This is a genomic window from Pseudomonas sp. FSL L8-0168 (assembly GCF_037976155.1).
Taxonomy (GTDB): Bacteria; Pseudomonadota; Gammaproteobacteria; order Pseudomonadales; family Pseudomonadaceae; genus Aquipseudomonas; species Aquipseudomonas paracarnis.
The window spans coordinates 3,681,057-3,705,068 of the sequence record NZ_CP150262.1 but is presented as its reverse complement, the minus strand read 5'-3'; the positions used below and the strand labels follow the sequence as shown (position 1 = coordinate 3,705,068).

Below are 24,012 nucleotides of genomic sequence, written 5' to 3'. Positions count from 1 at the left end.
ATTCAATGATCGTTTTGTCATAAGCACGTAACGATAACGATGCTATAGCCATAAGCTGGGCTGGTTATTCGCCCCTTTTATAGGGCAAAGCCAGCTATGATGTGCCCTGTAAAGAGGAAAGGTTTAATTCCTTAGTGAGAATGCCCGCCTATTGCAGTCGGTTATTATTCGACGAAGGGTCGGAATATTTCTTTTTGTTGCGCAACATTCTTCTTCTGCCTCGCCAATAAAGGCTCAAGAGCCCGCCAGACGGGGTGGAACGGCACATTCGTGCCACGCGAGCACTCTTCGAGAAAAGTGCTTGATTGAAAACCGAACCGGCGATGCGTCGCCGGTTCACTTATTGCTGAAAAGCCTGGAATGCCCCATGTCGGACCGTTTTGAACTCTTCCTCACCTGCCCCAAGGGCCTCGAAGGCCTGCTGATCGAGGAAGCCGTCGGGCTTGGCCTTGAGGAAGCCCGCGAGCACACCTCGGCCGTGCGCGGCATGGCTGACATGGAAACCGCCTACCGCTTGTGCCTCTGGTCGCGCTTGGCCAACCGCGTGTTGCTGGTGCTCAAGCGTTTCCCGATGAAAGACGCCGAGGATCTTTACCACGGCGTGCTGGACATCGAGTGGGCTGACCACATGGTCCCCGACGGTACCCTCGCGGTAGAGTTCAGCGGCCACGGCTCGGGGATCGACAACACCCACTTCGGGGCGCTGAAGGTCAAGGATGCGATCGTCGACAAACTGCGCACCCCGACCGGCGAGCGTCCGTCCATCGACAAGATCAACCCTGACCTGCGCATTCACCTGCGCCTGGACCGTGGCGAAGCGATCCTGTCCCTGGACCTTTCCGGCCACAGCCTGCATCAGCGTGGCTACCGCCTGCAGCAGGGCGCGGCACCCCTGAAGGAAAACCTGGCAGCGGCGATCCTGATTCGCGCCGGCTGGCCACGTATTGCCGCCGAAGGCGGCGCGCTGACCGACCCGATGTGCGGTGTCGGCACCTTCCTGGTTGAAGGCGCAATGATCGCCGCCGACATGGCCCCCAACCTTAACCGCGAGCTGTGGGGTTTCACCACGTGGCTGGGTCACGTCCCGGCGTTGTGGAAAAAGCTGCATACCGAGGCGACTGAGCGGGCGGCCATCGGCATGAACAAGCCGCCGCTGTGGGTACGTGGCTACGAAGCCGACCCGCGCCTGATCCAGCCCGCACGCAACAACATCGAACGCGCCGGCCTGAGCCACTGGATCAAGGTGTACCAGGGCGAAGTGGGCACGTTCGAGCCGCGCCCGGATCAGAATCAGAAAGGTTTGGTGATCTGCAACCCACCCTACGGTGAGCGCCTGGGTGACGAAGCCAGCCTGTTGTATCTCTATCAGAACCTCGGCGAACGCTTGCGCCAAGCCTGTATGGGCTGGGAAGCCGCAGTGTTCACCGGCGCGCCGGACCTGGGCAAGCGCATGGGTATCCGTAGCCACAAACAATATTCGTTCTGGAACGGCGCATTGCCGTGCAAGTTGCTGCTGATCAAGGTCAATCCGGACCAGTTCGTCACCGGCGAGCGCCGCACCCCGGAACAGCGCCAGGCCGAACGTGAGCAGGCGGCTTACGACCAGGCCCCGAGCGAGCCGGCAGAGCGTCAGTACAACAAGAACGGCAACCCGATCAAGCCCGCCCCGGCCCCCGTGGTGGAGCAGGCGCGCCTGAGCGAAGGCGGGCAGATGTTTGCCAACCGCCTGCAGAAGAACCTCAAGCTGCTGGGCAAATGGGCCAAGCGCGAAGGGGTGGATTGCTACCGTGTGTATGACGCCGACATGCCTGAGTACTCCATGGCGATCGACCTGTACCACGATTGGGTGCACGTGCAGGAATACGCGGCGCCAAAATCCATCGACCCGGAAAAAGCCTCGGCCCGCATGTTCGATGCCTTGGCGGCAATTCCCCAGGCACTGAACGTCGACAAGAGCCGTGTGGTGGTCAAGCGTCGTGAGCGTCAGAGCGGCACCAAGCAATACGAGCGTCAGAGTGCCCAAGGCAAGTTCACCGAGGTCAGTGAAGGCGGCGTTAAGTTGCTGGTCAACCTCACCGATTACCTGGACACCGGCCTGTTCCTCGACCATCGCCCGATGCGCATGCGCATCCAGAAGGAAGCGGCGGGCAAGCGCTTCCTCAATCTGTATTGCTACACCGCCACAGCCAGTGTGCATGCTGCCAAGGGCGGCGCGCGCAGCACCACCAGCGTCGACCTGTCCAAGACCTATCTGGACTGGGCGCGTCGCAATTTCTCCCTCAACGGCTTCTCCGACAAGAACCGCCTGGAACAGGGTGACGTGATGGCGTGGCTGGAAGCGAGCCGCGATGAATTCGACATGATTTTCATCGACCCGCCGACCTTCTCCAACTCCAAGCGCATGGAAGGCATCTTCGACGTGCAGCGTGACCATGTGCAGTTGCTCGACCTGGCCATGGCACGCCTGGCGCCGGGTGGCGTGCTGTACTTCTCCAACAACTTCCGCAAGTTCCAGCTGGAAGACAACCTCAGCGAACGCTATGCGGTCGAGGAAATCAGCGACAAGACCATCGACCCTGATTTTGCGCGCAATGCCAAGATCCACCGCGCCTGGAAAATCACCGCACGCTGATTTTTCTCTGTAGGAGCGAGCTTGCTCGCGAAGATCGTCAACGATAGCGCTGCGTATCCGGTTTAACGCAGCGCTCTCAGGTTCTTCGCGAGCAAGCTCGCTCCTATTGTTTTTGCACTGGTCAAACCCATGACCGATGGCTATAACTTAAGCCCTAGCCAAAGTGACACCCCCGCACACTGGCGCTGTGAGTGTTGCCTATGCCGATGCAAGTCGTTCGCCCGAAAATCCTTGGTTTTATCAGTGAGCAGGCATCGGCTTGGCTGGTGGCATTGGTGGTGTTACTGGTCGGTAGCGCGCTGACGGTGGTCGTCGCGTGGGCGGCTTCGGACCTGTATCAGCAGCAGGTGCGCCAGCGGTTCCAGTTGCTGGTCAACGAACGCTACAGCCGCATCCAGGAACGTTTTGAAGATCAGGAACAACGCCTGGGCAGCCTGCAGCGTTTCTTCGTCAATTCCGCAGAGGTATCCCGCGCCGAGTTCGACGGTTTCGCCAAACCGCTGTTGTTGCATGCCCGTGCCTATGCCTGGGCACCACGGATATTTCGTACGCAGCGCAGCTTGTTTGAGCAGGACATTTCTCGCCAGCGTGGCATTCCCTTCAGTATCCGCGAACTGAATACTGCAGGTGAGTTGGCGCCCGCGGCCGAGCGCGATGAATACGTACCGGTGCTGTACAGCCAGACCCAAAGTTTGCTGGGCTCGCCGCTGGGCTTTGATCTGCTGGCCCAGCCCCTGCGCCGGTCAGCGCTGGCGCGTGCGCAAGAAAGCGGCCAGTTGGCGGTGTCACAGCCCATGCAATTGGTGGGTGTGGAGCCCGCTTATGCGGCAGGCGTGTTGTTGGTGGCGCCCGTGAGCAAAGTCGCAGATGCCGAGCCTTACGGCTTTGTGATGGCGGTGATCAGCATGCGCCAGCTGGTGGCCGAGGGGTTGCCCAGGCCCAACCGGGACAACCTGGTGATGCAGATCGTAGACACCTCCGACACCCAGCAACGGGTGTTGTACGCGTCCAGTAACGCCTTGGGCAGCAGTGGCTTGACGGCTGCACGCCGCCTCACCCTGGGCGATCATGTCTACGCCCTGAGCCTGAGCGCCAGCGAAGTGTTCGACAAGGCCAACCATTCTTCGATGCACGCCATTCTGGCGATGGGCGTGTTGCTCAGCGCCTTGCTCAGTGCGCTGCTTTACATGCTGGTCAGCCAGCGCCAGCGCGCACTGAAACTGGTGGAGCAACGCACCGTTCAATTGCGTGCCCGTGAGCAGGAGTTGCGCGGTGCCCATGGGCAACTGCGCAGCGTGCTGAATGCGGCGACTCAAGTGGCGATCATTGCCACTGACCTGCGCGGTGTGATCAACACCTTCAATGCCGGTGCCGAACAGATGTTGGGCTTTACGGCCGAGGAGGTGCTGGGGCATATGACCTTGGACCGCCTGCACGTGGCCGCGGAACTCGACGCCCGCGCTGAGCCGTTGAGCAGGGCGCTGGGCAAGCGCATTCCAGCGAGCCAGGCGATGCTGGTGGAGAGCCCGGACAGTCAACATGAAGGGCGTGAGTGGACGCTGGTGCGCAAGGATGGCAGCCAACTGACGGTCAACATGTTGCCGACCGTGCTCTTGGATGACCATGGCCTGTGGGTCGGGCACTTGGCGATTTACCTGGATGTCACCGAGCAAAAGCGCGCCTATGAGGCCCTTGCGGTACGCGACCGCCTGCTGAAAAAACTCAGTGCCCATGTACCGGGTGGAATCTTCCAGTTCACTTTGGAACCACAGGACAATTGGCGTTTCATCTATGCCAGCGAAGGCATGCGCGATATCTATGAAATCGAACTGGGCGTGCTGCAGCAGGATGCGGGCAAGGTGCTGGAGCGCATTCACCCTTTGGACCTGGAGCGAGTGCGTGCCTCGATACGCCTTTCTGCGTTGCAACTGAGCCATTGGCGCGAAGAGTACCGCGTGCAATTACCTCAGCGAGGCCTGCGCTGGATTCGCGGCGAAGCGACGCCGGAAGAATTGCCGGGAGGCGGTACGCTTTGGCACGGTTATGTATCGGATATTTCTGATCTCAAACGGGTCGAGGATGAACTGCGCGCACTGTCCATTACCGACTCCCTGACAGGGATCTATAACCGGCGCTATTTCCAGGATCGTCTCAAGGGCGAAATGCTCCGGCTCAACCGTACCTCTGGCGCGCTGTCGTTGATCATGCTCGATATCGACCACTTCAAGCGCATCAACGATCAGCACGGCCATGCTGTGGGCGACGGCGTGTTGCAGGAGTTGTGCAAGCGTATCGGCCAACGCTTGCGCCGTACCGATGTATTTTGCCGGCTGGGTGGGGAAGAGTTTGTGGTGCTGTGCCCCAACACTGATGGCGCACAGGCTTACAGCCTGGCGATGCAGTTGTGGCAGTCGTTGCGTGATGCGGCGATGGAGCCGGTGGGGGTGGTTACCGCCAGCTTCGGCGTGGCCAGTTGGCGGATCGACGAAGGTATCGATGGCTTGCTGCTGCGCGCTGATTCGGCGGTGTACGTGGCCAAGCAGGCGGGCAGGGATCGCGTCGAGGAAGCCCTGACGCTTGAATGATCGTTCCCACGCTCTGCGTGGGATGCATCCTTACACGCTCCGCGTCACGCCTTGAGCGCGGACGCAGAGCGTCCAAAACAGCATTCCCACGCAGAGCGTGGGAACGATCAGACAGGGTGATGTGGTGCTTTAGAGAACCGGTGCGGCTGCAACGGCCTTCGGCTGGCGATACAGGTCCAGCAGCACCTGATCCAACACCGACGAGGCTCCCCAAGGCTTGGAGTCGTTGAGAATCGCCACCACCGCCCAGGTATTGCCATTGTTGTCGCGGCTGTAACCGGCAATGGCGCGCACGGTGTTCAAGGTGCCGGTCTTCACATGGGCTTCGCCGCGCAGGGCGGTGGTTTTCAGGCGTTTACGCATGGTGCCGTCGGTGCCGGCGATCGGCATCGAGCTGATGTACTCCGCCGCATAAGGGCTTTTCCACGCGGCTTGCAGCATGGCCGCCATCTCGCGGGCGCTGACCCGTTCGGCGCGGGACAGGCCGGAGCCGTTTTCCATCACCAGGTGCGGCGCGGTGATGCCTTTCTTGGCCAGCCACTGGCGCACGACGCGTTGCGCGGCCTTGGCATCGTCGCCATCGGCATCGTTGCGAAACTGCGCACCCAGGCTCAGGAATAACTGCTGAGCCATAGTGTTGTTACTGTACTTGTTGATGTCGCGGATGATCTCCGCCAGGTCCGGCGAGAAGGCGCGGGCAAGTACCTTGGCATCCTTGGGCACCGGTGCCTGGATGTCACGGCCCTGGATGGTACCGCCCAATTCCTTCCAGATCGCCCGTACAGCACCTGCAGTGTAGGTGGCGTGGTCGAGCAGCGACAGGTAAGTCTGCGAGCTGCAGCCATCACCCAGTTGGCCGCTGACGGTCACGGTCACGCTGCCGTCGGCAGCGGTCACCGGGCTGTAGCGCACGTCACCGGTGCACTGCTTGGCGTTGGTGACTTTCACCTGGTTGTCGATGCGAATGCTGGCAATCGGCGGCTCGACCGATACGATCACCCGCCCCGAATCATTGCGGGTCACGAAGCGCAGGGCCTTGAGGTTGACCAGCAAGGCGTCGGGCTTGACCAGGAACGGCTTGTTCTCATCGTTGCCGTCGTCGTTGAACTCGGGCAATTGCGGCTGGTTGAAGAAATTGCGGTCTAGCACCAGGTCGCCAGTGACTTGCTGCACGCCATTGGCACGCAGGTCGCGCATCAGCAACCAGAGCTTTTCCATGTTCAGTTTGGGATCGCCGCCGCCCTTGAGGTACAGGTTGCCACGCAGCACGCCGCCGCTGAGGGTGCCATCGGTGTAGAACTCGGTCTTCCACTGATGGTTGGGGCCGAGCATTTCCAGGGCCGCATAAGTGGTGACCAGCTTCATGGTGGAAGCCGGGTTCACCGAGACGTCGGCGTTGAAGACCGTAGGGGTACCAGGGCCGTTCAGGGGCAGCATCACCAGGGACAGCGCGGTATTTTGCAGCTTGGCCTTCTGCAAGGCCTGCGCAACGCTGGGTGGCAGGGTGTTATTGACGGGAGCGGCGCAAACGGAAAAGGCCAGGGGCAAGACAACACTGGCAAGTAACACTGAGCGCAAAGATTTGATCATAAGAAATAAAACCCTACTGCTGAGGAGGGTGAAAAAGGCGAGGGGTATGGAAGAAAATCCCTCATTGGTCACGAAAGTGTCGGCATTATGCCCCAAGCTGGCGCCACGTGTAGCTGAACGATAGCTGCTAATCATGGTTTTTTTGCGCGCATTTGCCCGTCGGTCCCAGAGAGTCGGGCAATTGCCGCCTTAAACTGCTAAAGTGCCGCCCGTTAATACTTATGAGGATTGTTCCAATGGCGACTAACCGTTCCCAGCGTCTGCGCAAAAAACTGTGCGTTGATGAATTTCAAGAGCTGGGTTTCGAACTGAACCTGGACTTCAACGAAGGCCTGAGTGAAGAAGCTATCGACGCTTTCCTCGAAGCATTCATCAAAGAAGCCATGGAAGCCAATGGCCTGGGCTATGTCGGCGGCGATGACTACGGTCTGGTTTGCCTGCAAAAGCGTGGCTCGGTCTCCGAAGAGCAGCGTGCTGCCGTGGAAGCCTGGCTGAAAACCCGTTCCGAGCTGACCAAGGCTGAAGTCAGCCCGTTGCTGGACGTGTGGTATCCGGAAAAGCCGATCAACGCGGCTAAGTGATACTGAAAAAAACGGCGACCTGAGGGTCGCCGTTTTTTTATGCCTTGCGCCAATTCAGAATCAGCAGCGTCAACACCCCCGCCACAATCCCCCAGAACGCCGAACCGATGGAAAACAACGTCAAGCCTGACGCCGTGACCATAAAGGTGATCAGCGCCGCTTCCCGTTCCTTCGGCTCATTCATGGCGATGCTCAAGCCATTGATGATCGAGCCAAACAACGCCAACGCCGCAATCGACAGCACCAGTTCCTTGGGCAGGGCTGCGAACAATGCTGCCAGCGTGGCGCCGAATACCCCGGCAATCCCATAGAACACCCCACACCACACCGCAGCGGTGTAGCGCTTGTTGCGGTCTTCATGGGCGTGCGGCCCGGTGCAGATCGCGGCGCTGATCGCCGCCAGGTTGATGCCGTGGGAGCCGAACGGTGCCAGCACCAATGACGCCAGGCCAGTGGTAGTGATCAACGGCGACGCCGGCACGGTGTAGCCGTCGGCTCGCAGCACGGCTACGCCGGGCATGTTCTGCGAGGTCATGGCCACCACGAACAGCGGAATGCCGATGCTGATGGTCGCCGCCAACGAGAAGTGCGGCGTCGTCCAAACGGGCGTCGCCACCTCCAGATGAAAACCGCTGAAATCCAGCAGCCCCATCAGCCCTGACAAGGCGGTACCGATGAGCAAGGCGGCCAGCACGGCATAACGCGGCGACAGGCGCTTGATGATCAGGTAGGTGAAGAACATCCCCAGCACCAGCCCGGTACGATGCTGGGCGGCGACGAAAATCTCGCTGCCGATCTTGAACAGGATCCCCGCCAGCAACGCCGCCGCCAGTGACGCCGGAATCCGCTTGACCAGTTTCTCAAAGCTGCCGGTCAACCCGCAGAGCGTCACCAGTACCGCGCAGGTGATGTAGGCACCGATGGCCTCGCCATAGCTCACGCCGCCCAGGCTGGTGATCAGCAGCGCCGCGCCAGGGGTGGACCAGGCGATGGTGATCGGTGTGCGATAGCGCAGGGACAGGCCGATGCTGCACACCGCCATGCCGATGGAAATCGCCCAGATCCACGAAGAAATCTGCGCCGTGGTCAAGCCGGCGGCCTGGCCGGCCTGGAACATCAGCACCAGGGAGCTGGTGTAGCCGGTCATCATGGCGATAAAGCCGGCGACGACGGCCGACGCAGAAGTGTCGGCCAGTGGGCGCAAGGGCGCTTGGGTGGCGTCGGTCATGGAGAGGTGTTCCTTATTGCCGGGAATTTGCCGCTGGCGGCTCTGATTCAAGCCTAAACTCAAACGTAACGAGTCATTGCAATACAGCCGAGCCCGCAAACAGCCGTACAGTGTGTTGGCGCAGTGGGTTGTGTACAATGTGCGCTGTTTTTAGGTGATACTTGCCAGCGACACGCTGTTGCCGTATTACCGTTAATTCGCCGTTCTCAAACCCGAGTGCCCATGAACGAACAGTTGCAACCTCTCAAGAAACAACCGCGAGCCGGCAAGGCCGGTCGCAGCGGAACCCAGGACGATATCGTCTATGCGCATATCTTCGAGGCGATCCTTGAACAACGCCTGGCGCCCGGAACCAAATTGAGTGAAGAGGCACTGGGCGAGATCTTCGGCGTGAGCCGCACCATCATTCGCCGCGCGCTGTCGCGCCTGGCTCATGAAAGCGTGGTACTGCTGCGGCCCAATCGCGGTGCGGTGGTTGCCAGCCCAAGCGTCGAAGAAGCACGCCAGGTGTTCATGGCCAGGCGCCTGGTGGAGCGGGCGATCACAGAATTGGCGGTGCAGCACGCCACGGCCGAGCAGCTGGCCGAGTTGCGCCAGATGGTCAACGACGAGCGCGACAGCTTCTCGCGCGGTGACCGTGGCGCCGGTATCCGTCTCTCTGGCGAATTCCACTTGAAGCTGGCCGAAGCCGCGAAGAACGCGCCGCTGATCAGCTTCCAGCGCAGCCTGGTGTCCCAGACCTCATTGATCATCGCCCAGTATGAAAGCGGCAACCGCTCGCACTGTTCCTACGATGAGCACACCCAGTTGATCGACGCGATCGAAGCCCGGGATGCGACGTTGGCGGTGAACTTGATGATGCATCACATGGATCACATCGACAGCAAGCTCAACCTCGATGAAGAGAGTGCGTCGGATGATTTGCATGCGGTGTTTTCGCATCTTTTACAGACTAAAAAACCTGGGCGTTCGTCTGTAAAGTTGTAAATCCAATCAAATGTGGGAGCTGGCTTGCCTGCGATAGCATCACCGCGGTGTAACTGACATACCGCGGTGATGCTATCGCGGGCAAGCCCGGCTCCCACACAAGCCCCTCCCACATTGGTTTTGTGGGGGGCTCTGAGATCAGCGCTGGTGAACGAGCTGCCCAGCTGCATAGGTCTGCAACACCGTCCGATCATCCCCCAGCGTCATCAGCACAAACAACGTCTCGGCAATGTTATTGGCCTGTTTCAGGCGATAGCTCAGCAGCGGCGTGGCGTTGTAATCCAACACCAGGAAGTCTGCATCGGTGCCTGGTTGCAACGTGCCGATCTTGTCTTCCAGGCGCAGCGCTCGAGCGCCGCCCAGGGTGGCCAGGTACAGCGACTTGAACGGGCTCAGCCGCGCACCTTGCAGTTGCATGACCTTGTAGGCTTCGTTCAGGGTTTGCAGCAGCGAGAAGCTGGTGCCGCCGCCCACGTCGGTGCCCAGGCCCACGTTCAAGTTGTGTTTTTCGGCCATCGGCAGGTTGAACAGACCACTGCCGAGGAAGAAGTTCGACGTCGGGCAGAACGCGACTGCCGAGCCGGTCTCTGCCAGCCGTGCGCATTCGTCATCGCACAGGTGTACGCCGTGGGCAAACACCGAGCGCTCGCCGAGCAGCTTGTAGTGGTCGTAGACATCCAGGTAGCCGTTGCGCTCCGGGAACAGCTCATTGACCCACTCGATTTCCTGCTTGTTTTCGCTGATGTGGGTCTGCATGTACAAATCCGGGTATTCGCCCAGCAACTGACCGGCCAGCGTCAATTGCTCCGGCGTACTCGTAGGGGCGAAGCGTGGCGTCACCGCGTAATGCAGGCGCCCCTTGCCGTGCCAGCGTTCGATCAGCGCCTTGCTTTCCTGGTAGCCGGATTCGGCGGTGTCGGTCAGGTAATCAGGCGCGTTGCGGTCCATCATCACCTTGCCGGCAATCATGCGCAGGTCGAGTTTCTCGGCCGCTTCAAAGAATGCATTCACCGATTGCGGGTGCACGCTGCCGAACACCAGCGCTGTGGTGGTGCCGTTGCGCAGCAACTCCTTGATGAAAATATCCGCGACTTCTTCGGCGTGAGCCTTGTCGGCAAACTGGCTTTCACAAGGGAAGGTGTAGGTGTTGAGCCAGTCCAGCAGTTGCTCGCCATAGGCGCCGACCATCCCGGTCTGTGGCAGGTGGATATGGGTGTCGATCAAGCCAGGGGTAATCAGCGCGTCCTGGTAATGGGTGATGTCGATATCGGCGGGCAGGCTCGACAGCAGGTCGCTGGCGTGACCAAGGGCGCTGATCTGGCCGTTGTCGATCACCAGCAGGCCGTCCTCGAAATATTCATAGGAGGCTTCGATCCCAACCACGGCAGGGTCGGCGATGCTGTGCAGGATGGCGGCACGGTAGGCTTTGCGAGTCAAAGGCATGATCGTCTCGATTTAGATAGCTTGGCTGCGGCGTGAAGCCGGCAGCAGTTTGGCAATAGGTTCGGCGCCGGCAAGGTGCTGGCCGAAATTGGCGTTATAGGTGGCAATGATTTCGCCGGCGATGGAGATGGCGATCTCCACCGGGAGCTTGCCCTTGACCTCGGGGAGGCCCATGGGGCAGCGCATGCGTTGCAATTGCGCGGCGTCAAAGCCGCGATCACGCAGGCGGTGTTCGAATTTGACCCGCTTGGTTTTCGAGCCGATCAGGCCGAAGTAGGCGAAGTCGTTGCGCTTGAGCAGGGCGGCGGTCAGTTCCAGGTCCAGCGCGTGGTTGTGGGTCATGACGATGCAGTAACTGCCTGCTGGCAAGTCGGCAATTTCGTCGACCGGCTCTTCGCTGACGATTTTACGCACGCCTTGGGGGATGTGCTGCGGGAATTCCTGCTCGCGGGAATCGATCCAGCGCACCCGGCAGGGCAGGCTTGCCAGCAATGGCACCAACGCACGGCCGACATGGCCGGCGCCAAACACGGCGATGTGCGCCTGCGCCTGGCCCATGGGCTCGAACAACAGCACGGTGACGCCACCGCAGCACTGGCCCAGGCTGGCGCCGAGGCTGAAGCGCTCCAGATGAGTGTTCTGCTGGCCGCGCACCAACATGTCTCGGGCGATCTGCATCGCCTTGTATTCCAGGTGCCCGCCGCCGATGGTGTCGAAGGTGCGCGCGGCGCTGATGACCATCTTGGAACCGGCGTTGCGCGGGGTTGAGCCGAGTTCCTCGATGATGGTGACGAGCACGCAGGGTTCGCCCTGGTTGTGCAGGGTGGCGAGGGCGCTGATCCAGTTGTCCATGTCTACCTCAACATTTCTGCTGTTAGTTCGGCCGCTATCGCAGGCAAGCCAGCTCCCACATTTGATCGGGTTAGCACCTCAAAATGTGGGAGCCGGGCTTGCCCGCGATGGCAGCGCCTGGGTCTAGAGCGAAGCCAATTCAGTGTCAGCCTCGACAGCCTTCGCCGCCCGCAACTGCCGCATCTGCTCACACCCCCACAACACCCGCTCGGGCGTGGCCGGCGCATCGATCTTGGGCTGCTGGCGATAGTCAGCCAAACTCGCCACCGCGTCCTTGATCGCACACCACGACGCAATCCCCAGCATGAACGGCGGCTCGCCCACGGCCTTGGAATGGAACACCGTGTCTTCCGGGTTCTTGCGGTTCTCTACCAGCTTCACCCGCAGGTCCAGCGGCATGTCGGCCACTGCCGGGATCTTGTAGCTGGCCGGGCCGTTGGTCATCAGCTTGCCTTTGTTGTTCCATACCAGCTCTTCCATGGTCAGCCAGCCCATGCCCTGGATGAAGCCGCCTTCCACCTGGCCGATGTCGATGGCCGGGTTCAGCGAGGCGCCCACGTCATGCAGGATGTCGGTGCGCAGCATTTTGTATTCGCCGGTCAGGGTGTCGACGATCACTTCGCAGCAGGCCGCGCCGAACGCGTAGTAGTAGAACGGCCGCCCGCGTGACTGGCTGCGGTCGTAGAAGATTTTCGGGGTTTTGTAGAAACCTGTGCTGGAGAGCGATACCTGGGCGAAATACGCCTGCTGGATCAACGCCTCGAAGCTCAGGATCTGCTCGCGCACGCGCACATGGCCGTTGCGAAACTCCACGTCCGCCTCGCTTACGTCGTACTTGCGCGCCGCAAATTCCACCAGGCGCTGCTTGATGGTTTCGGCCGCATTCTGCGCGGCCTTGCCGTTCAGGTCGGCGCCGCTGGAGGCAGCGGTGGGCGAGGTGTTGGGTACCTTGTCGGTGTTGGTGGCGGTGATCTGGACGCGGTCGATTTCTACCTGGAATACCTCGGCCACGACTTGCGCGACCTTGGTATTCAAGCCCTGGCCCATCTCGGTGCCGCCGTGGTTCAGGTGGATGCTGCCATCGGTGTAGATATGGATCAGCGCGCCGGCCTGGTTGAGGAAACTGGCGGTGAACGAAATACCGAATTTCACCGGGGTCAGCGCCAGGCCTTTTTTCAGGATCGGGCTGTGGGCGTTGTACAGGCGGATCGCTTCGCGGCGCTCTGCGTATTGGCTGCTGGCCTCAAGCTCGGCGGTCATTTCTTCGAGCATGTTGTGCTCGACGGTCTGGTAGTAGTGGGTAACGTTGCGCTCGGTCTTGCCGTAGTAGTTGGCCTTGCGCACGGCCAGCGGGTCTTGGCCTAGATGGCGGGCGATGGCGTCCATCACCTCTTCGATGGCGACCATGCCCTGCGGGCCGCCGAAGCCGCGATAGGCCGTGTTGGAGGCGGTATTGGTCTTGCAGCGATGGCCGTTGACCGTGGCGTCGCCCAGGTAATACGAGTTGTCGGCGTGGAACATGGCGCGGTCGACAATCGAGTTGGACAGGTCCGGCGAACAACCGCAGTTACCCGCCAGTTCCAGGTTGATGCCGTGCAGTCGGCCGTTGTCGTCAAACCCTACGTCGTATTCGATATAGAAGGGGTGGCGCTTGCCGGTCATCAGCATGTCTTCGACCCGTGGCAGGCGCATCTTGGTCGGCTGGCCAGTGAGGCGCGCCACCACGGCGCACAGGCACGCCGGGCTGGCGGCCTGGGTTTCCTTGCCGCCAAAACCACCGCCCATGCGGCGCATGTCGACCACGATCTTGTTCATCGACACATCCAGCACTTCGGCCACCAGCTTCTGCACTTCGGTGGGGTTTTGCGTGGAGCAGTAGACGATCATGCCGCCGTCTTCGGTGGGCATCACCGAAGAGATCTGGGTTTCCAGATAAAAGTGTTCCTGGCCGCCGATATGCAAGGTGCCCTGTATGCGATGCTTGGCGCTTGCCAGCGCAGTGGCCGAGTCGCCGCGTTGGTGGGTGTGGCTGTCGAGCACGAAGTGCTTGTTGCGAAACGCCTCGACCACATCCAGCACTGGCTCCAGGTCTTCATATTCGATCACTGCCGCCATTGCCGCCTTGCGTGCGGTCTCCAGGTCGCGGGCGGCCACGGCCAGCACCACCTGGCCGACGAACTGAACGGTGTCGATGGCCAGCAGTGGGTCGCCGGGCATCAACGGGCCGATGTCTTTCAGGCCCGGTACGTCTTCATGGGTGATCGCAATGCGCACGCCGTCGAAGGCGTAGCAGGGCGCGGTGTCGATGCTGATGATCCGGGCGTGGGCGCGGTCCGACATGCGCGCATACAGGTGCAACTGGTTGGGAAATTCCAGGCGGTCGTCGATGTACTGTGCTTCACCGCTGACGTGTTTGGCGGCGCTGTCATGCTTGACGCTGCGCCCGACTCCGGTGGTGAGGTCCTGGGCAAACAGTGCGGCAAGTTCGGCCTGGGTTTTTACCACGGCGTGATGGTTAGACATAAGCGGTCACCCGAGTCTCGATGTGCGGCGTTTGCAGTTCGATGAAGTATTTGCGCAGCAGGTTCTGCGCGCTGAGCAGGCGGTATTCCTTGCTGGCGCGGAAGTCCGACAGTGGGGTGAAGTCGCCGGCCAGGGCGGTGCAGGCTTTTTCTACCGTGGCCGCATTCCACGTGGCGCCTACCAGCGCAGCCTCGCAGCGGGTTGCGCGTTTTGGCGTGGCGGCCATGCCGCCGAACGCAACGCGCGCTTCGCTGACCACGCCGTTGTCGATCTTCAGGTTGAACGCTGCGCATACGGCGGAAATATCGTCGTCCAGGCGCTTGGACACCTTGTAGGCCCGGAACAGCGTGTGGCCCTTGGGCACGATGATGGTCTCGATGAACTCGCTGTCCTGGCGCGCGGTGACGCGGTAGTCGATGAAATAGTCTTCCAGCGCCAGGGTGCGGCGGGTGTTGCCCTTGCACAGTACGATCTGCGCGCCCAGGGCAATCAGCAGCGGCGGCGAGTCACCAATCGGCGAAGCGTTGCCGATATTGCCGCCCAGGGTGCCTTGGTTGCGAATTTGCAGGGAGGCGAAGCGTTGCAGCAGTTCGCCGAAGTCCGGGTATTCATGGTGCAGCGCGGCGTAGCAGTCGGAGAGGGCGGTGGCCGCGCCGATTTCCAGGCGGTCGTCGAACTGCTCGATGCGCTTCATGGCTTCAATGTTGCCGACGTAGATCATCACCGGCAGGGTGCGGTGGAACTGGGTGACTTCCAGCGCCAGGTCAGTGCCGCCGGCCAGCAGCCGGGCTTGTGGGTAGGCGTCATAGAGGTCGGCCAGGTCGGCAACGGTCAGTGGCACCAGGCAGCGCTTGTCACCACTGTTGAGTTCGCCGGTCTGGGTCGGCGCGATAGCCTTGAGGCGGGCGATGGTTTCAGCCTGGCGGCTGTCGAATTGATCCTGGGGCTTGTTGCAGCAGGCCTGTTCGGCGGCGGCGAGGATCGGGCGATAACCGGTGCAGCGGCACAGGTTGCCGGCCAGGGCTTCATGGGCTTTGTGGCTGTCGGGGGCGTCGCTGTTCTTTTGCAGGGCAAACAGCGACATCACGAAGCCCGGGGTGCAAAAGCCGCACTGTGAGCCATGGCACTCGACCATGGCCTGTTGCACGCTGTGCAGTTGACCCTTGTGCTTGAGGTCTTCAACGCTGATCAGTTGTTTGCCGTGCAGCGACGACACGAACGTCAGGCAGGAATTGAGGCTGCGGTAACGAATCTGCTCGGCGCCTTGCTCGTCGGTGTGCAGCTCGCCGACCACCACGGTGCACGCGCCACAGTCGCCGCTGGCGCAGCCTTCCTTGGTACCGGGTTTGCCCACATGCTCGCGCAGATAGTTGAGCACGGTCAGGTTGGGGTCCAGGGCGTGCTCGCTACGGAGTTCCTGGTTAAGTAAAAACTGGATCACGGAAGGCCTCGCAGACTCATTATTGTTGTTAACCGCTTTGCGCCGAATCTAGTCATGTCTGACTTTTCGGTCAATGGTTTTCTGACCTAAGGGTCAAGAAAATGCGGTCGCAACACTTTCAATTATGGTCCAGTCTTCTGGAACCGGCGTTTTTGGCGGCTTACAGGCTTCAACGTTGCTTATTTCATGCCAAATTCGCCACGGTGGGCGTAGCGCCATCAGCGGGCCAATGCGCTACACTGCCGCGCTTGTACTGATAGAAGATTTTGAAGGGAAAACATGACGTTCAAGGCGCCGGACAGTCTCGCCGAGCAAATTGCTCACCACCTCGCCGAACGTATCATTCGTGGCGATCTCAAGCCTGGGGAGCGGATCCAGGAACAGAAGGTCACGCTGGCGCTCAACGTCAGCCGTGGTTCCGTGCGCGAAGCTTTGCTGATCCTTGAGCGCCGCCATTTGATTGCGATCCTGCCGCGCCGTGGCGCTCACGTCACCGAACTTACCGCGCACAAGGTGCAGAGCCTGTGTACGTTGATGGGCGAGATGTACATCCTGCTCGGCAATGCGGTTGCCGAAGGTTGGCAGACCCAGGCCGACATGGCGCCGTTTCTGCAGATCCAGCAACGCCTTCAATTGAGCCTGGAGCGTGAGGACATCCGCGCTTTCGTCGAAGAAAGCTTCAGCGTGATGCGCGCCGCATACCCCTTCGCCAACAACCCTTATTTGCAGGAAACCGTCGAAAACCTGCAGCCGGCGATGAACCGCGCTTATTACCTGGCCCTGGATCAGCGCAAGGCGTCCATGAGCGAGTTCCTGGCGCTGTTCGAGCAATTGCTCGCCGCAGTACTGGCCCGTGACCTGGTGCAGATTCGCCTGGTGCTCACAGCCTATTGCCAGCGCAGCAGTTCGCTGGTCATCGCAGCCTTGGCGGACGCCTAAGCGTGCGGCTCAAGTGCATCAAGTTGGCGGGGTTCAAATCCTTCGTCGACCCCACCACCGTCAACTTCCCCAGCAACATGGCGGCGGTGGTGGGGCCCAATGGCTGCGGCAAGTCGAACATCATCGACGCCGTGCGCTGGGTGATGGGCGAGAGCTCGGCGAAAAACCTGCGCGGCGAGTCGATGACCGACGTCATTTTCAACGGCTCCACCAGCCGCAAGCCGGTGAGCCAGGCCAGTATCGAACTGGTATTCGATAACTCCGACGGCACCCTGATCGGCGAATACGCCGCCTACGCGGAAATTTCCATCCGTCGTAAAGTCACCCGCGACAGCCAGAACAGCTACTTCCTCAACGGCACCAAGTGTCGCCGTCGCGATATCACCGATATTTTCCTCGGCACCGGCCTGGGCCCGCGCAGCTATTCGATCATCGAGCAGGGCATGATCTCCAAGCTGATCGAAGCCAAGCCCGAAGACCTGCGTAACTTTATCGAAGAAGCGGCCGGCATCTCCAAGTACAAGGAGCGCCGTCGCGAGACTGAAAACCGTATCCGTCGCACCCACGAAAACCTCGCCCGCCTGACCGACCTGCGCGAAGAGCTGGAGCGCCAGCTCGAACGCCTGCACCGCCAGGCGCAGGCCGCCGAGAAGTATCAGGAATACAAGGGCGAAGAGCGCCAGCTCAAGGCGCAACTGTCGGCCCTGCGCTGGCAGGCCTTGAATGACCAGGTGGGCCAGCGCGAAGCGATTATTGGCACCCAGGAAGTCAGCTTTGAAGCGCTGGTGGCCGAGCAGCGCAATGCCGACGCCAGCATCGAGCGCCTGCGTGACGGCCACCATGAGTTGTCCGAACGCTTCAATCTGGTGCAAGGCCGCTTCTATTCGGTGGGCGGTGACATTGCCCGGGTCGAGCAGAGTATCCAGCACGGCCAGCAGCGTTTGCGCCAGTTGCAGGATGACTTGAAGGAAGCCGAACGCGCACGCCTGGAAACCGAATCGCATCTGGGCCATGACCGTACTTTGCTGCTGACCTTGGGCGAAGAGCTGGACATGCTCACCCCCGAGCAGGAAATCACCAGCGCCGCCGCCGAAGAGGCCGCCGCCGCCCTGGAAGAATCCGAAACCACCATGCACGGTTGGCAGGAACAGTGGGACGCCTTCAACCTGCGATCCGCCGAACCACGCCGCCAGGCCGAGGTGCAGCAGTCGCGCATCCAGCAGCTGGAAACCAGCATGGAACGCCTGGCCGAGCGCCAGCGCCGGCTGCAGGAAGAGCGCGTACTGCTCGCCGCCGACCCGGAAGACGCGGCGATCATGGCGCTGAGCGAACAACTGGCCGAAAGCGAAATGACCCTGGAAGAGCTGGAGGCCAGCGAAGAGCAGCAAGTGGAGCGCCTGGAGCAACTGCGTCAGCAATTGCACACCGCGACCCAGGCGCAGCAGCAAGCCCAGGGCGACTTGCAGCGGCTCAATGGTCGGTTGGCTTCGCTGGAGGCCTTGCAGCAAGCCGCGCTCGACCCCGGTACCGGCACCGCCGAATGGCTGCGCGACCAGCATTTGGCCGAGCGCCCCCGCCTGGCCGAAGGCTTGAAAGTCGAAGCCGGCTGGGAATTGGCGGTGGAAACCGTGCTGGGCGCCGATCTGCAAGCGGTGCTGGTGGATGATTTCGGCGGCTTCGACCTGGCCGGGTTTGCCCAGGGCGATTTGCGCCTGCTCAGCCCGGCGCCCGAGGGTGCGCGGGTGCCGGGTAGTTTGCTGGACAAGGTCGAGGCGGCGATGGATCTGTCGCCTTGGCTGGGCCAGGTCAGGCCGGTGGAGTCTCTGGAGCAAGCCTTGGCCCAACGCGGCCAATTGGCGGCCGGCGAAAGCTTGATCAGCCGCGATGGTTATTGGGTCGGCCGCCACTTCCTGCGCGTGCGCCGCGCCAGTGAGGCGGAAAGTGGCGTATTGGCCCGTGGCCAGGAAATCGTCAACCTGAGCGCTGAGCGTGAAGAACGCGAAGCCACACTGGAAAGCCTGGAAACCGAACTGCAAACCCTGCGTGCTACCCAGCGTCAGCAGGAAACCGGCCGCGAACACCTGCGTCGGCTGTTGCAGGACGAAGCGCGCCAGCAAGGCGAATTGAAAGCCCAGTTGTCTGCGAGCAGGGCCAAGGTGGAGCAATTGACCCTGCGCCGCACCCGTCTTGACGAAGAAGTGGCCGAGATGGGCGAACAGCGCGCCCTGGAACACGAACAGATCGGTGAAGCGCGCCTGCACTTGCAGGAAGCCCTCGACAGCATGGCCCTGGACACCGAACAGCGCGAGTTGCTGCTGGCCCAGCGCGACAGCCTGCGTGAGCGCCTTGACCGCGTGCGCCAGGAAGCCCGGCAGCACAAGGACCACGCCCATCAGTTGGCCGTACGCTTGGGCTCGTTGCGCGCCCAGCATGATTCCACGCGCCAGGCCCTTGAGCGCCTGGAGATGCAGTCCGAACGCCTGACCGAAAAGCGCGAGCAACTGAGCCTCAACCTGGAGGAGGGCGAGGCGCCGCTGGAAGAGCTGCGCCTCAAGCTTGAGGAATTGCTCGATAAGCGCATGACCGTCGACGTCGAACTCAAGACCGCACAGATCGCCCTGGAAGACGCAGACCGCGAACTGCGCGACGCCGAAAAGCGTCGCACCATGGCCGAGCAGCAGTCCCAGTTGATCCGCGGCCAACTCGAACAACAGCGTATGGAATGGCAAGCCCTCACCGTGCGCCGCAAGACCTTGCAAGACCAATTGCTGGAAGACGGCTATGACCTGCACGGCGTGCTCAACACCCTGACCGCCCAGGCCAACGAGAAAGACGCCGAAGAAGAACTTGAACGGATTGCCGCACGTATTCAACGCCTGGGCGCGATCAACCTCGCCGCTATCGATGAGTACCAGCAGCAGTCCGAGCGTAAACGTTATCTGGATGCCCAGGACGCTGATCTGGTTGAAGCCCTGGACACCCTGGAAAACGTGATCCGCAAGATCGACAAGGAAACCCGCAACCGCTTCAAAGATACCTTTGATCAGATTAATGGCGGTTTACAGGCGTTATTCCCAAAAGTTTTCGGTGGTGGCAGCGCCTACTTGGAACTGACGGGCGAAGATCTACTCGATACAGGGGTAACGATCATGGCGCGGCCTCCGGGCAAGAAGAACAGCACCATCCATTTGTTGTCCGGCGGCGAAAAAGCCCTGACCGCATTGGCCCTGGTATTTGCCATCTTCAAGTTGAACCCGGCGCCGTTCTGCATGCTCGACGAGGTTGACGCACCGCTGGATGACGCTAACGTTGGACGCTACGCTCGGTTGGTCAAAGAGATGTCCCAGACGGTGCAGTTCATCTATATCACCCACAACAAGATCGCCATGGAAATGGCCGACCAGTTGATGGGGGTGACGATGCATGAGCCCGGCTGTTCGCGATTGGTCGCGGTGGATGTGGAAGAGGCGATGGCGATGGTGGAATCCTGAGCCACGCTGGGAGAGAGAATTTACAGCACGCTGTAGGGCGATTTACCGGCCTGGGGAAAGTGGCAAATGGACATATTTGTTCAAGGCATTTTGACAGACGGTGTAAAGTTATCTTTGGTCGTGCTAGTTTAATGTCAATTTTTCGTGTGCGTGGGCAAAACGTCAGTCAGAACATAGAGTTGGCGCCACGTTTTAAAGCGGTTTGCACGGTGCTAAACCCCTTATTTTTCAGCATTTTTTATTAGAGGCACGGGATTACATGGAAATCGGTCTGCGCGAGTGGCTGATCGTCATCGGCATCATTGTCATTGCCGGTATTCTTTTCGATGGCTGGCGCCGTATGCGCGGTGGCAAGGGCAAGCTCAAGTTCCGTCTGGACCGAAACCTGTCCAACTTGCCTGACGACGACGGCGCCGCCGAGCTGCTTGGGCCGCCCCGTGTGCTGGATACCCATAAAGAGCCGCAACTGGACGAGCACGACCTGCCGTCGATGAGCGCCCCGCTGCGTGAAGCCCGCGAACCGTCCTCCAAGCGCGGCAAGCGTGGTGGCGCGGCGGTTGCCGAGCCACACCAGGGCGACCTGAACCTCGACGTTGACGACGGCCCGAGCTTCAGCAGCCGTGATGATGATTTCCCGGACGAGACCGCGACCAAAAGCGCGTCGCGCCAATCGGTGAACGATCAGCCGGCTGCCGAAGAAGTGCTGGTCATCAGCGTGATCTGCCGCGACGCCGGCGGTTTCAAAGGCCCGGCACTCTTGCAGAACATCCTCGAAAGCGGCCTGCGTTTTGGCGAGATGGATATCTTCCATCGTCACGAAAGCATGGCCGGTAACGGCGAAGTGCTGTTCTCCATGGCCAACGCGGTCAAGCCGGGCACGTTCGATCTCGACGATATCGACCTGTTCAGCACCCCGGCGGTGAGTTTCTTCCTTGGTCTGCCAGGCCCGCGTCACCCCAAACAAGCGTTCGACGTGATGGTGGCCGCCGCCCGCAAGCTGTCCCAGGAACTCAACGGCGAGCTCAAGGACGACCAACGCAGCGTGCTCACCGCCCAGACCATCGAACACTACCGTCAGCGCATCGTCGAGTTCGAGCGTCGCGCCCTGACACAGAAACGCTGAGGAACGATCTTAAGCGTTGTCTGTAGAATCCGTGCACTAACATATTGAGCAGCTTCGGCTGCTCTTTTGCTTTATGAGAGAACACCCATGACCGCCGCCCATACCCGCATCCTCGAACTGCGCGCTGAACTGGATCAGCATAACTACCGCTACCACGTCCTCGACGAGCCGAGCATCCCGGACGCCGAATACGACCGCCTGTTCCACGAGCTCAAAGCTCTGGAGGCCGAGCACCCGGAACTGGTGACGCGTGATTCACCGACGCAGCGGGTCGGCAGTGCGGCATTGTCGGCGTTCACCCAGGTCAAGCACGAGATCCCGATGCTCAGCCTGGGCAACGCCTTCGATGAAACCACCATGCTGGAGTTTGATCGCCGGGTCACCGAGGGCCTTGACCTGCCGGTGGGCGATCTGTTTGGCGCTGGCGCGGCGGTGGAATACAGCTGCGAGCCGAAGCTGGATGGCCTGGCGGTCAGCCTGTTGTACCAGGATGGCGAGCTGGTGCGCGGTGCCACCCGGGGCGACGGCACCACGGGCGAGGACATCAGCGTCAACGTGCGCACCGTGCGCAATATCCCTCTGAAACTGCACGGCGCGGGCTGGCCAGCCACCCTGGAAGTGCGCGGTGAAGTGTTCATGTCCAAGGCCGGTTTCGAGCGGTTGAACGCCTCGCAACTGGAAGTGGGTGGCAAGACCTTCGCCAACCCGCGCAACGCCGCGGCGGGCAGCCTGCGCCAACTGGATTCGAAGATCACCGCCAGTCGCCCGCTGGAGTTCTGCTGCTATGGCATCGGCCAGGTGACCGCGGATATCAGCGACACCCATATCGGCAACCTCAAGCAGTTGCAGAAGTGGGGCATGCCCATCAGCCACGAGTTGAAGCTGGCCAAGGGCATTCAGGAATGCCTGGACTACTACCGCGACATCGGCGAGCGCCGCAATGCGCTGGGCTATGAAATCGACGGCGTGGTGTTCAAGGTCAACAGCATTGCCTACCAGCGTGAACTGGGCTTCCGTGCCCGCGAGCCGCGCTGGGCGATCGCGCACAAATTCCCGGCTATGGAAGAACTCACCGAGCTGCTCGACGTGGAATTCCAGGTCGGCCGTACCGGTGCGGTCACGCCGGTGGCGCGCCTCAAGCCGGTCAAGGTGGCCGGTGTGACCGTGTCCAATGCCACCCTGCACAACATGGACGAAGTGGCACGCTTGGGGCTGATGATCGGTGACACCGTGATCATCCGCCGCGCCGGTGATGTGATTCCGCAGGTGGTCTCGGTGGTCACCGAACGCCGCCCGGAAAACGCCCGCGCTGTGCAGATCCCGCAAAATTGCCCGGTGTGCGGTTCCCATGTGGAGCGCACGCAGTTGGTCAAGCGCAGTAAGGGCAAGGAAACCGTCAGCGAAGGCGCGGTGTACCGTTGCGTCGGGCGTCTGGCCTGCGGTGCGCAACTCAAGCAGGCCATCATTCATTTCGTCTCGCGCCGGGCCATGGACATCGACGGCCTGGGCGACAAGACCATCGAGCAACTGGTGGATGAACAGCTCATCGGCTCGCCGGCCGATCTCTATAAGCTCAAATACGAACAGATCATCGACCTGGAAGGCTTTGCCGATATCTCCAGCAAGAAGCTGATCAGCGCCATCGAAAACAGCAAGACCCCGACCCTGGCACGCTTTATCTACGCCTTGGGCATTCCCGATGTGGGCGAGGAGACGGCCAAGGTGCTTGCGCGCTCGCTGGCGTCCCTGGAGCGTGTTCAAAAGGCGTTGCCAGAGGTGCTGACGTACTTGCCGGATGTAGGGCTGGAAGTGGCCCATGAGATCCATAGCTTCTTTGAAGACGGGCACAACCAGCAGGTGATTGGCGCGCTGTTGTCGCCAGACGAATGCGGCCTGCAATTGCAGGAGCAGGGCGAACTCAGCGCGGAATTCGCCGCCAGCACCACCTTGGGCGGTTTGCTCGACAAACTGCACGTGCCGTCGGTAGGGCCAGGTGCTGCGCAGAAGCTCGCGGACAAGTTCGGTTCGCTGGAGGGCATCATCAAGGCTGACTGGCTCGACATGCGCCAGGCGCTGCCCGAGAAGCAAGCCAAGGCTGTACGGGAGTTTTTCGACAATGCCGACAACGCCAACCATGCCCTGGCCATCGAGCAGCAGCTCAAGGACTTCGGCATGCACTGGCAGAGCGAGAAAAAGGTCGTTGAAGGCTTGCCCGAAGCCGGGCACACCTGGGTACTCACCGGCTCCCTGGAGTTGATGAGCCGCGATGTGGCCAAGGACAAGCTCGAAAGCCTGGGGGCCAAGGTGGCCGGTTCCGTTTCGGCGAAAACCCACTGTGTGGTGGCGGGACCCGGCGCCGGCTCGAAACTGGCCAAGGCCAATGAGCTGGGCCTGAAAGTACTGGACGAAGAGGCCTTCGTCGCCTTCCTGGCCAAGCACAACATCACCGTCTGATTGATCGTCCCCACGCTCCGCGTGGGAACGCATCCTGTGACGCTCCGCGTCACGGCCTTCGCGCAGACGCAGAGCGTCCAAGGCGGCATTCCCACGCGGAGCGTGGGAACGATCTCTCCCGAGAAATGATCTAGTCTCTGTCA

Annotated in this window: 14 protein-coding genes; 8 read left to right on the top strand and 6 right to left on the bottom strand. The window is 61.0% G+C overall.

The window, feature by feature from the left end; translation table 11 throughout:
* The first annotated feature begins 367 nt into the window (after positions 1 to 367).
* A complete protein-coding gene (rlmKL, locus tag MHH62_RS16840; RefSeq protein ID WP_014719473.1) occupies positions 368 to 2,632 on the top strand; it encodes a bifunctional 23S rRNA (guanine(2069)-N(7))-methyltransferase RlmK/23S rRNA (guanine(2445)-N(2))-methyltransferase RlmL in 2,265 nt (754 codons plus the stop codon).
* A gap of 200 nt (positions 2,633 to 2,832) precedes the next feature.
* Positions 2,833 to 5,217 carry a diguanylate cyclase gene (locus tag MHH62_RS16835; protein WP_020302639.1) on the top strand — a complete coding sequence of 795 codons (2,385 nt, stop codon included), beginning with the start codon at positions 2,833 to 2,835 and terminating at the stop codon, positions 5,215 to 5,217.
* A gap of 129 nt (positions 5,218 to 5,346) precedes the next feature.
* On the opposite strand, the gene dacB is transcribed toward MHH62_RS16835, so the two are convergent.
* Entirely contained in the window at positions 5,347 to 6,807 is a 1,461-nt protein-coding gene (gene dacB, locus MHH62_RS16830) for a D-alanyl-D-alanine carboxypeptidase/D-alanyl-D-alanine-endopeptidase (protein ID WP_014719471.1), read from the bottom strand.
* Between the two features lie 236 nt (positions 6,808 to 7,043).
* Between dacB and MHH62_RS16825 the strand changes: the two genes are divergently transcribed.
* On the top strand, positions 7,044 to 7,388 hold the full coding sequence (locus MHH62_RS16825; RefSeq protein ID WP_003193255.1) for a YggL family protein: 345 nt from the start codon (positions 7,044 to 7,046) through the stop codon (positions 7,386 to 7,388).
* Between the two features lie 37 nt (positions 7,389 to 7,425).
* Here MHH62_RS16825 and MHH62_RS16820 read toward each other — a convergent pair whose 3' ends face one another.
* Complete coding sequence (locus MHH62_RS16820) at positions 7,426 to 8,616, bottom strand: benzoate/H(+) symporter BenE family transporter (protein ID WP_019820510.1); 1,191 nt, start codon at positions 8,614 to 8,616, stop codon at positions 7,426 to 7,428.
* Positions 8,617 to 8,838: 222 nt separating this feature from the next.
* Here MHH62_RS16820 and MHH62_RS16815 point away from each other — a divergent pair, with 222 nt between their 5' ends.
* Positions 8,839 to 9,603 carry a GntR family transcriptional regulator gene (locus MHH62_RS16815; protein ID WP_014719469.1) on the top strand — a complete coding sequence of 255 codons (765 nt, stop codon included), beginning with the start codon at positions 8,839 to 8,841 and terminating at the stop codon, positions 9,601 to 9,603.
* Between the two features lie 138 nt (positions 9,604 to 9,741).
* Here the strand turns inward: MHH62_RS16815 and guaD are convergent, their stop codons facing one another.
* From guaD to xdhA, 4 genes are all read right to left on the bottom strand, one after another.
* Positions 9,742 to 11,046, bottom strand: a complete 1,305-nt coding sequence (guaD, locus tag MHH62_RS16810) for a guanine deaminase (protein WP_060767346.1) — start codon at positions 11,044 to 11,046, stop codon at positions 9,742 to 9,744.
* A gap of 12 nt (positions 11,047 to 11,058) precedes the next feature.
* Positions 11,059 to 11,898: a xanthine dehydrogenase accessory protein XdhC gene (xdhC, locus tag MHH62_RS16805; protein ID WP_339231457.1), complete on the bottom strand. Its 840-nt coding sequence runs from the start codon at positions 11,896 to 11,898 to the stop codon at positions 11,059 to 11,061.
* Between the two features lie 123 nt (positions 11,899 to 12,021).
* The gene (gene xdhB, locus MHH62_RS16800; RefSeq protein WP_019820507.1) at positions 12,022 to 14,421 is read right to left on the bottom strand and encodes a xanthine dehydrogenase molybdopterin binding subunit; all 2,400 of its coding nucleotides are present in this window, start codon (positions 14,419 to 14,421) and stop codon (positions 12,022 to 12,024) included.
* A complete protein-coding gene (gene xdhA, locus MHH62_RS16795) occupies positions 14,414 to 15,862 on the bottom strand; it encodes a xanthine dehydrogenase small subunit (protein WP_060767344.1) in 1,449 nt (482 codons plus the stop codon). The genes xdhB and xdhA overlap by 8 nt, the downstream gene beginning before the upstream one ends.
* A gap of 279 nt (positions 15,863 to 16,141) precedes the next feature.
* Between xdhA and MHH62_RS16790 the strand changes: the two genes are divergently transcribed.
* The 4 genes from MHH62_RS16790 (at position 16,142) to ligA (ending at position 23,869) form a co-directional block, all read left to right on the top strand.
* Entirely contained in the window at positions 16,142 to 16,801 is a 660-nt protein-coding gene (locus tag MHH62_RS16790) for a GntR family transcriptional regulator (protein ID WP_014719464.1), read from the top strand.
* A gap of 2 nt (positions 16,802 to 16,803) precedes the next feature.
* Entirely contained in the window at positions 16,804 to 20,292 is a 3,489-nt protein-coding gene (gene smc / locus MHH62_RS16785; protein ID WP_014719463.1) for a chromosome segregation protein SMC, read from the top strand.
* Between the two features lie 259 nt (positions 20,293 to 20,551).
* A complete protein-coding gene (zipA, locus tag MHH62_RS16780) occupies positions 20,552 to 21,415 on the top strand; it encodes a cell division protein ZipA (protein ID WP_014719462.1) in 864 nt (287 codons plus the stop codon).
* A gap of 87 nt (positions 21,416 to 21,502) precedes the next feature.
* Entirely contained in the window at positions 21,503 to 23,869 is a 2,367-nt protein-coding gene (ligA, locus tag MHH62_RS16775; protein WP_339231455.1) for an NAD-dependent DNA ligase LigA, read from the top strand.
* Positions 23,870 to 24,012 lie beyond the last annotated feature (143 nt).

Coding starts and splice junctions, on each gene's coding strand:
- MHH62_RS16835 (WP_020302639.1), top strand. CDS start 2,833: ATGCCGATGCAAGTCGTTCGCCCGAAAATCCTTGGTTTTATCAGTGAG.
- xdhB (WP_019820507.1), bottom strand. CDS start 14,421: ATGTCTAACCATCACGCCGTGGTAAAAACCCAGGCCGAACTTGCCGCA.
- rlmKL (WP_014719473.1), top strand. CDS start 368: ATGTCGGACCGTTTTGAACTCTTCCTCACCTGCCCCAAGGGCCTCGAA.
- zipA (WP_014719462.1), top strand. CDS start 20,552: ATGGAAATCGGTCTGCGCGAGTGGCTGATCGTCATCGGCATCATTGTC.
- xdhC (WP_339231457.1), bottom strand. CDS start 11,898: ATGGACAACTGGATCAGCGCCCTCGCCACCCTGCACAACCAGGGCGAA.
- MHH62_RS16790 (WP_014719464.1), top strand. CDS start 16,142: ATGACGTTCAAGGCGCCGGACAGTCTCGCCGAGCAAATTGCTCACCAC.
- dacB (WP_014719471.1), bottom strand. CDS start 6,807: ATGATCAAATCTTTGCGCTCAGTGTTACTTGCCAGTGTTGTCTTGCCC.
- guaD (WP_060767346.1), bottom strand. CDS start 11,046: ATGCCTTTGACTCGCAAAGCCTACCGTGCCGCCATCCTGCACAGCATC.
- MHH62_RS16825 (WP_003193255.1), top strand. CDS start 7,044: ATGGCGACTAACCGTTCCCAGCGTCTGCGCAAAAAACTGTGCGTTGAT.
- MHH62_RS16820 (WP_019820510.1), bottom strand. CDS start 8,616: ATGACCGACGCCACCCAAGCGCCCTTGCGCCCACTGGCCGACACTTCT.
- MHH62_RS16815 (WP_014719469.1), top strand. CDS start 8,839: ATGAACGAACAGTTGCAACCTCTCAAGAAACAACCGCGAGCCGGCAAG.
- ligA (WP_339231455.1), top strand. CDS start 21,503: ATGACCGCCGCCCATACCCGCATCCTCGAACTGCGCGCTGAACTGGAT.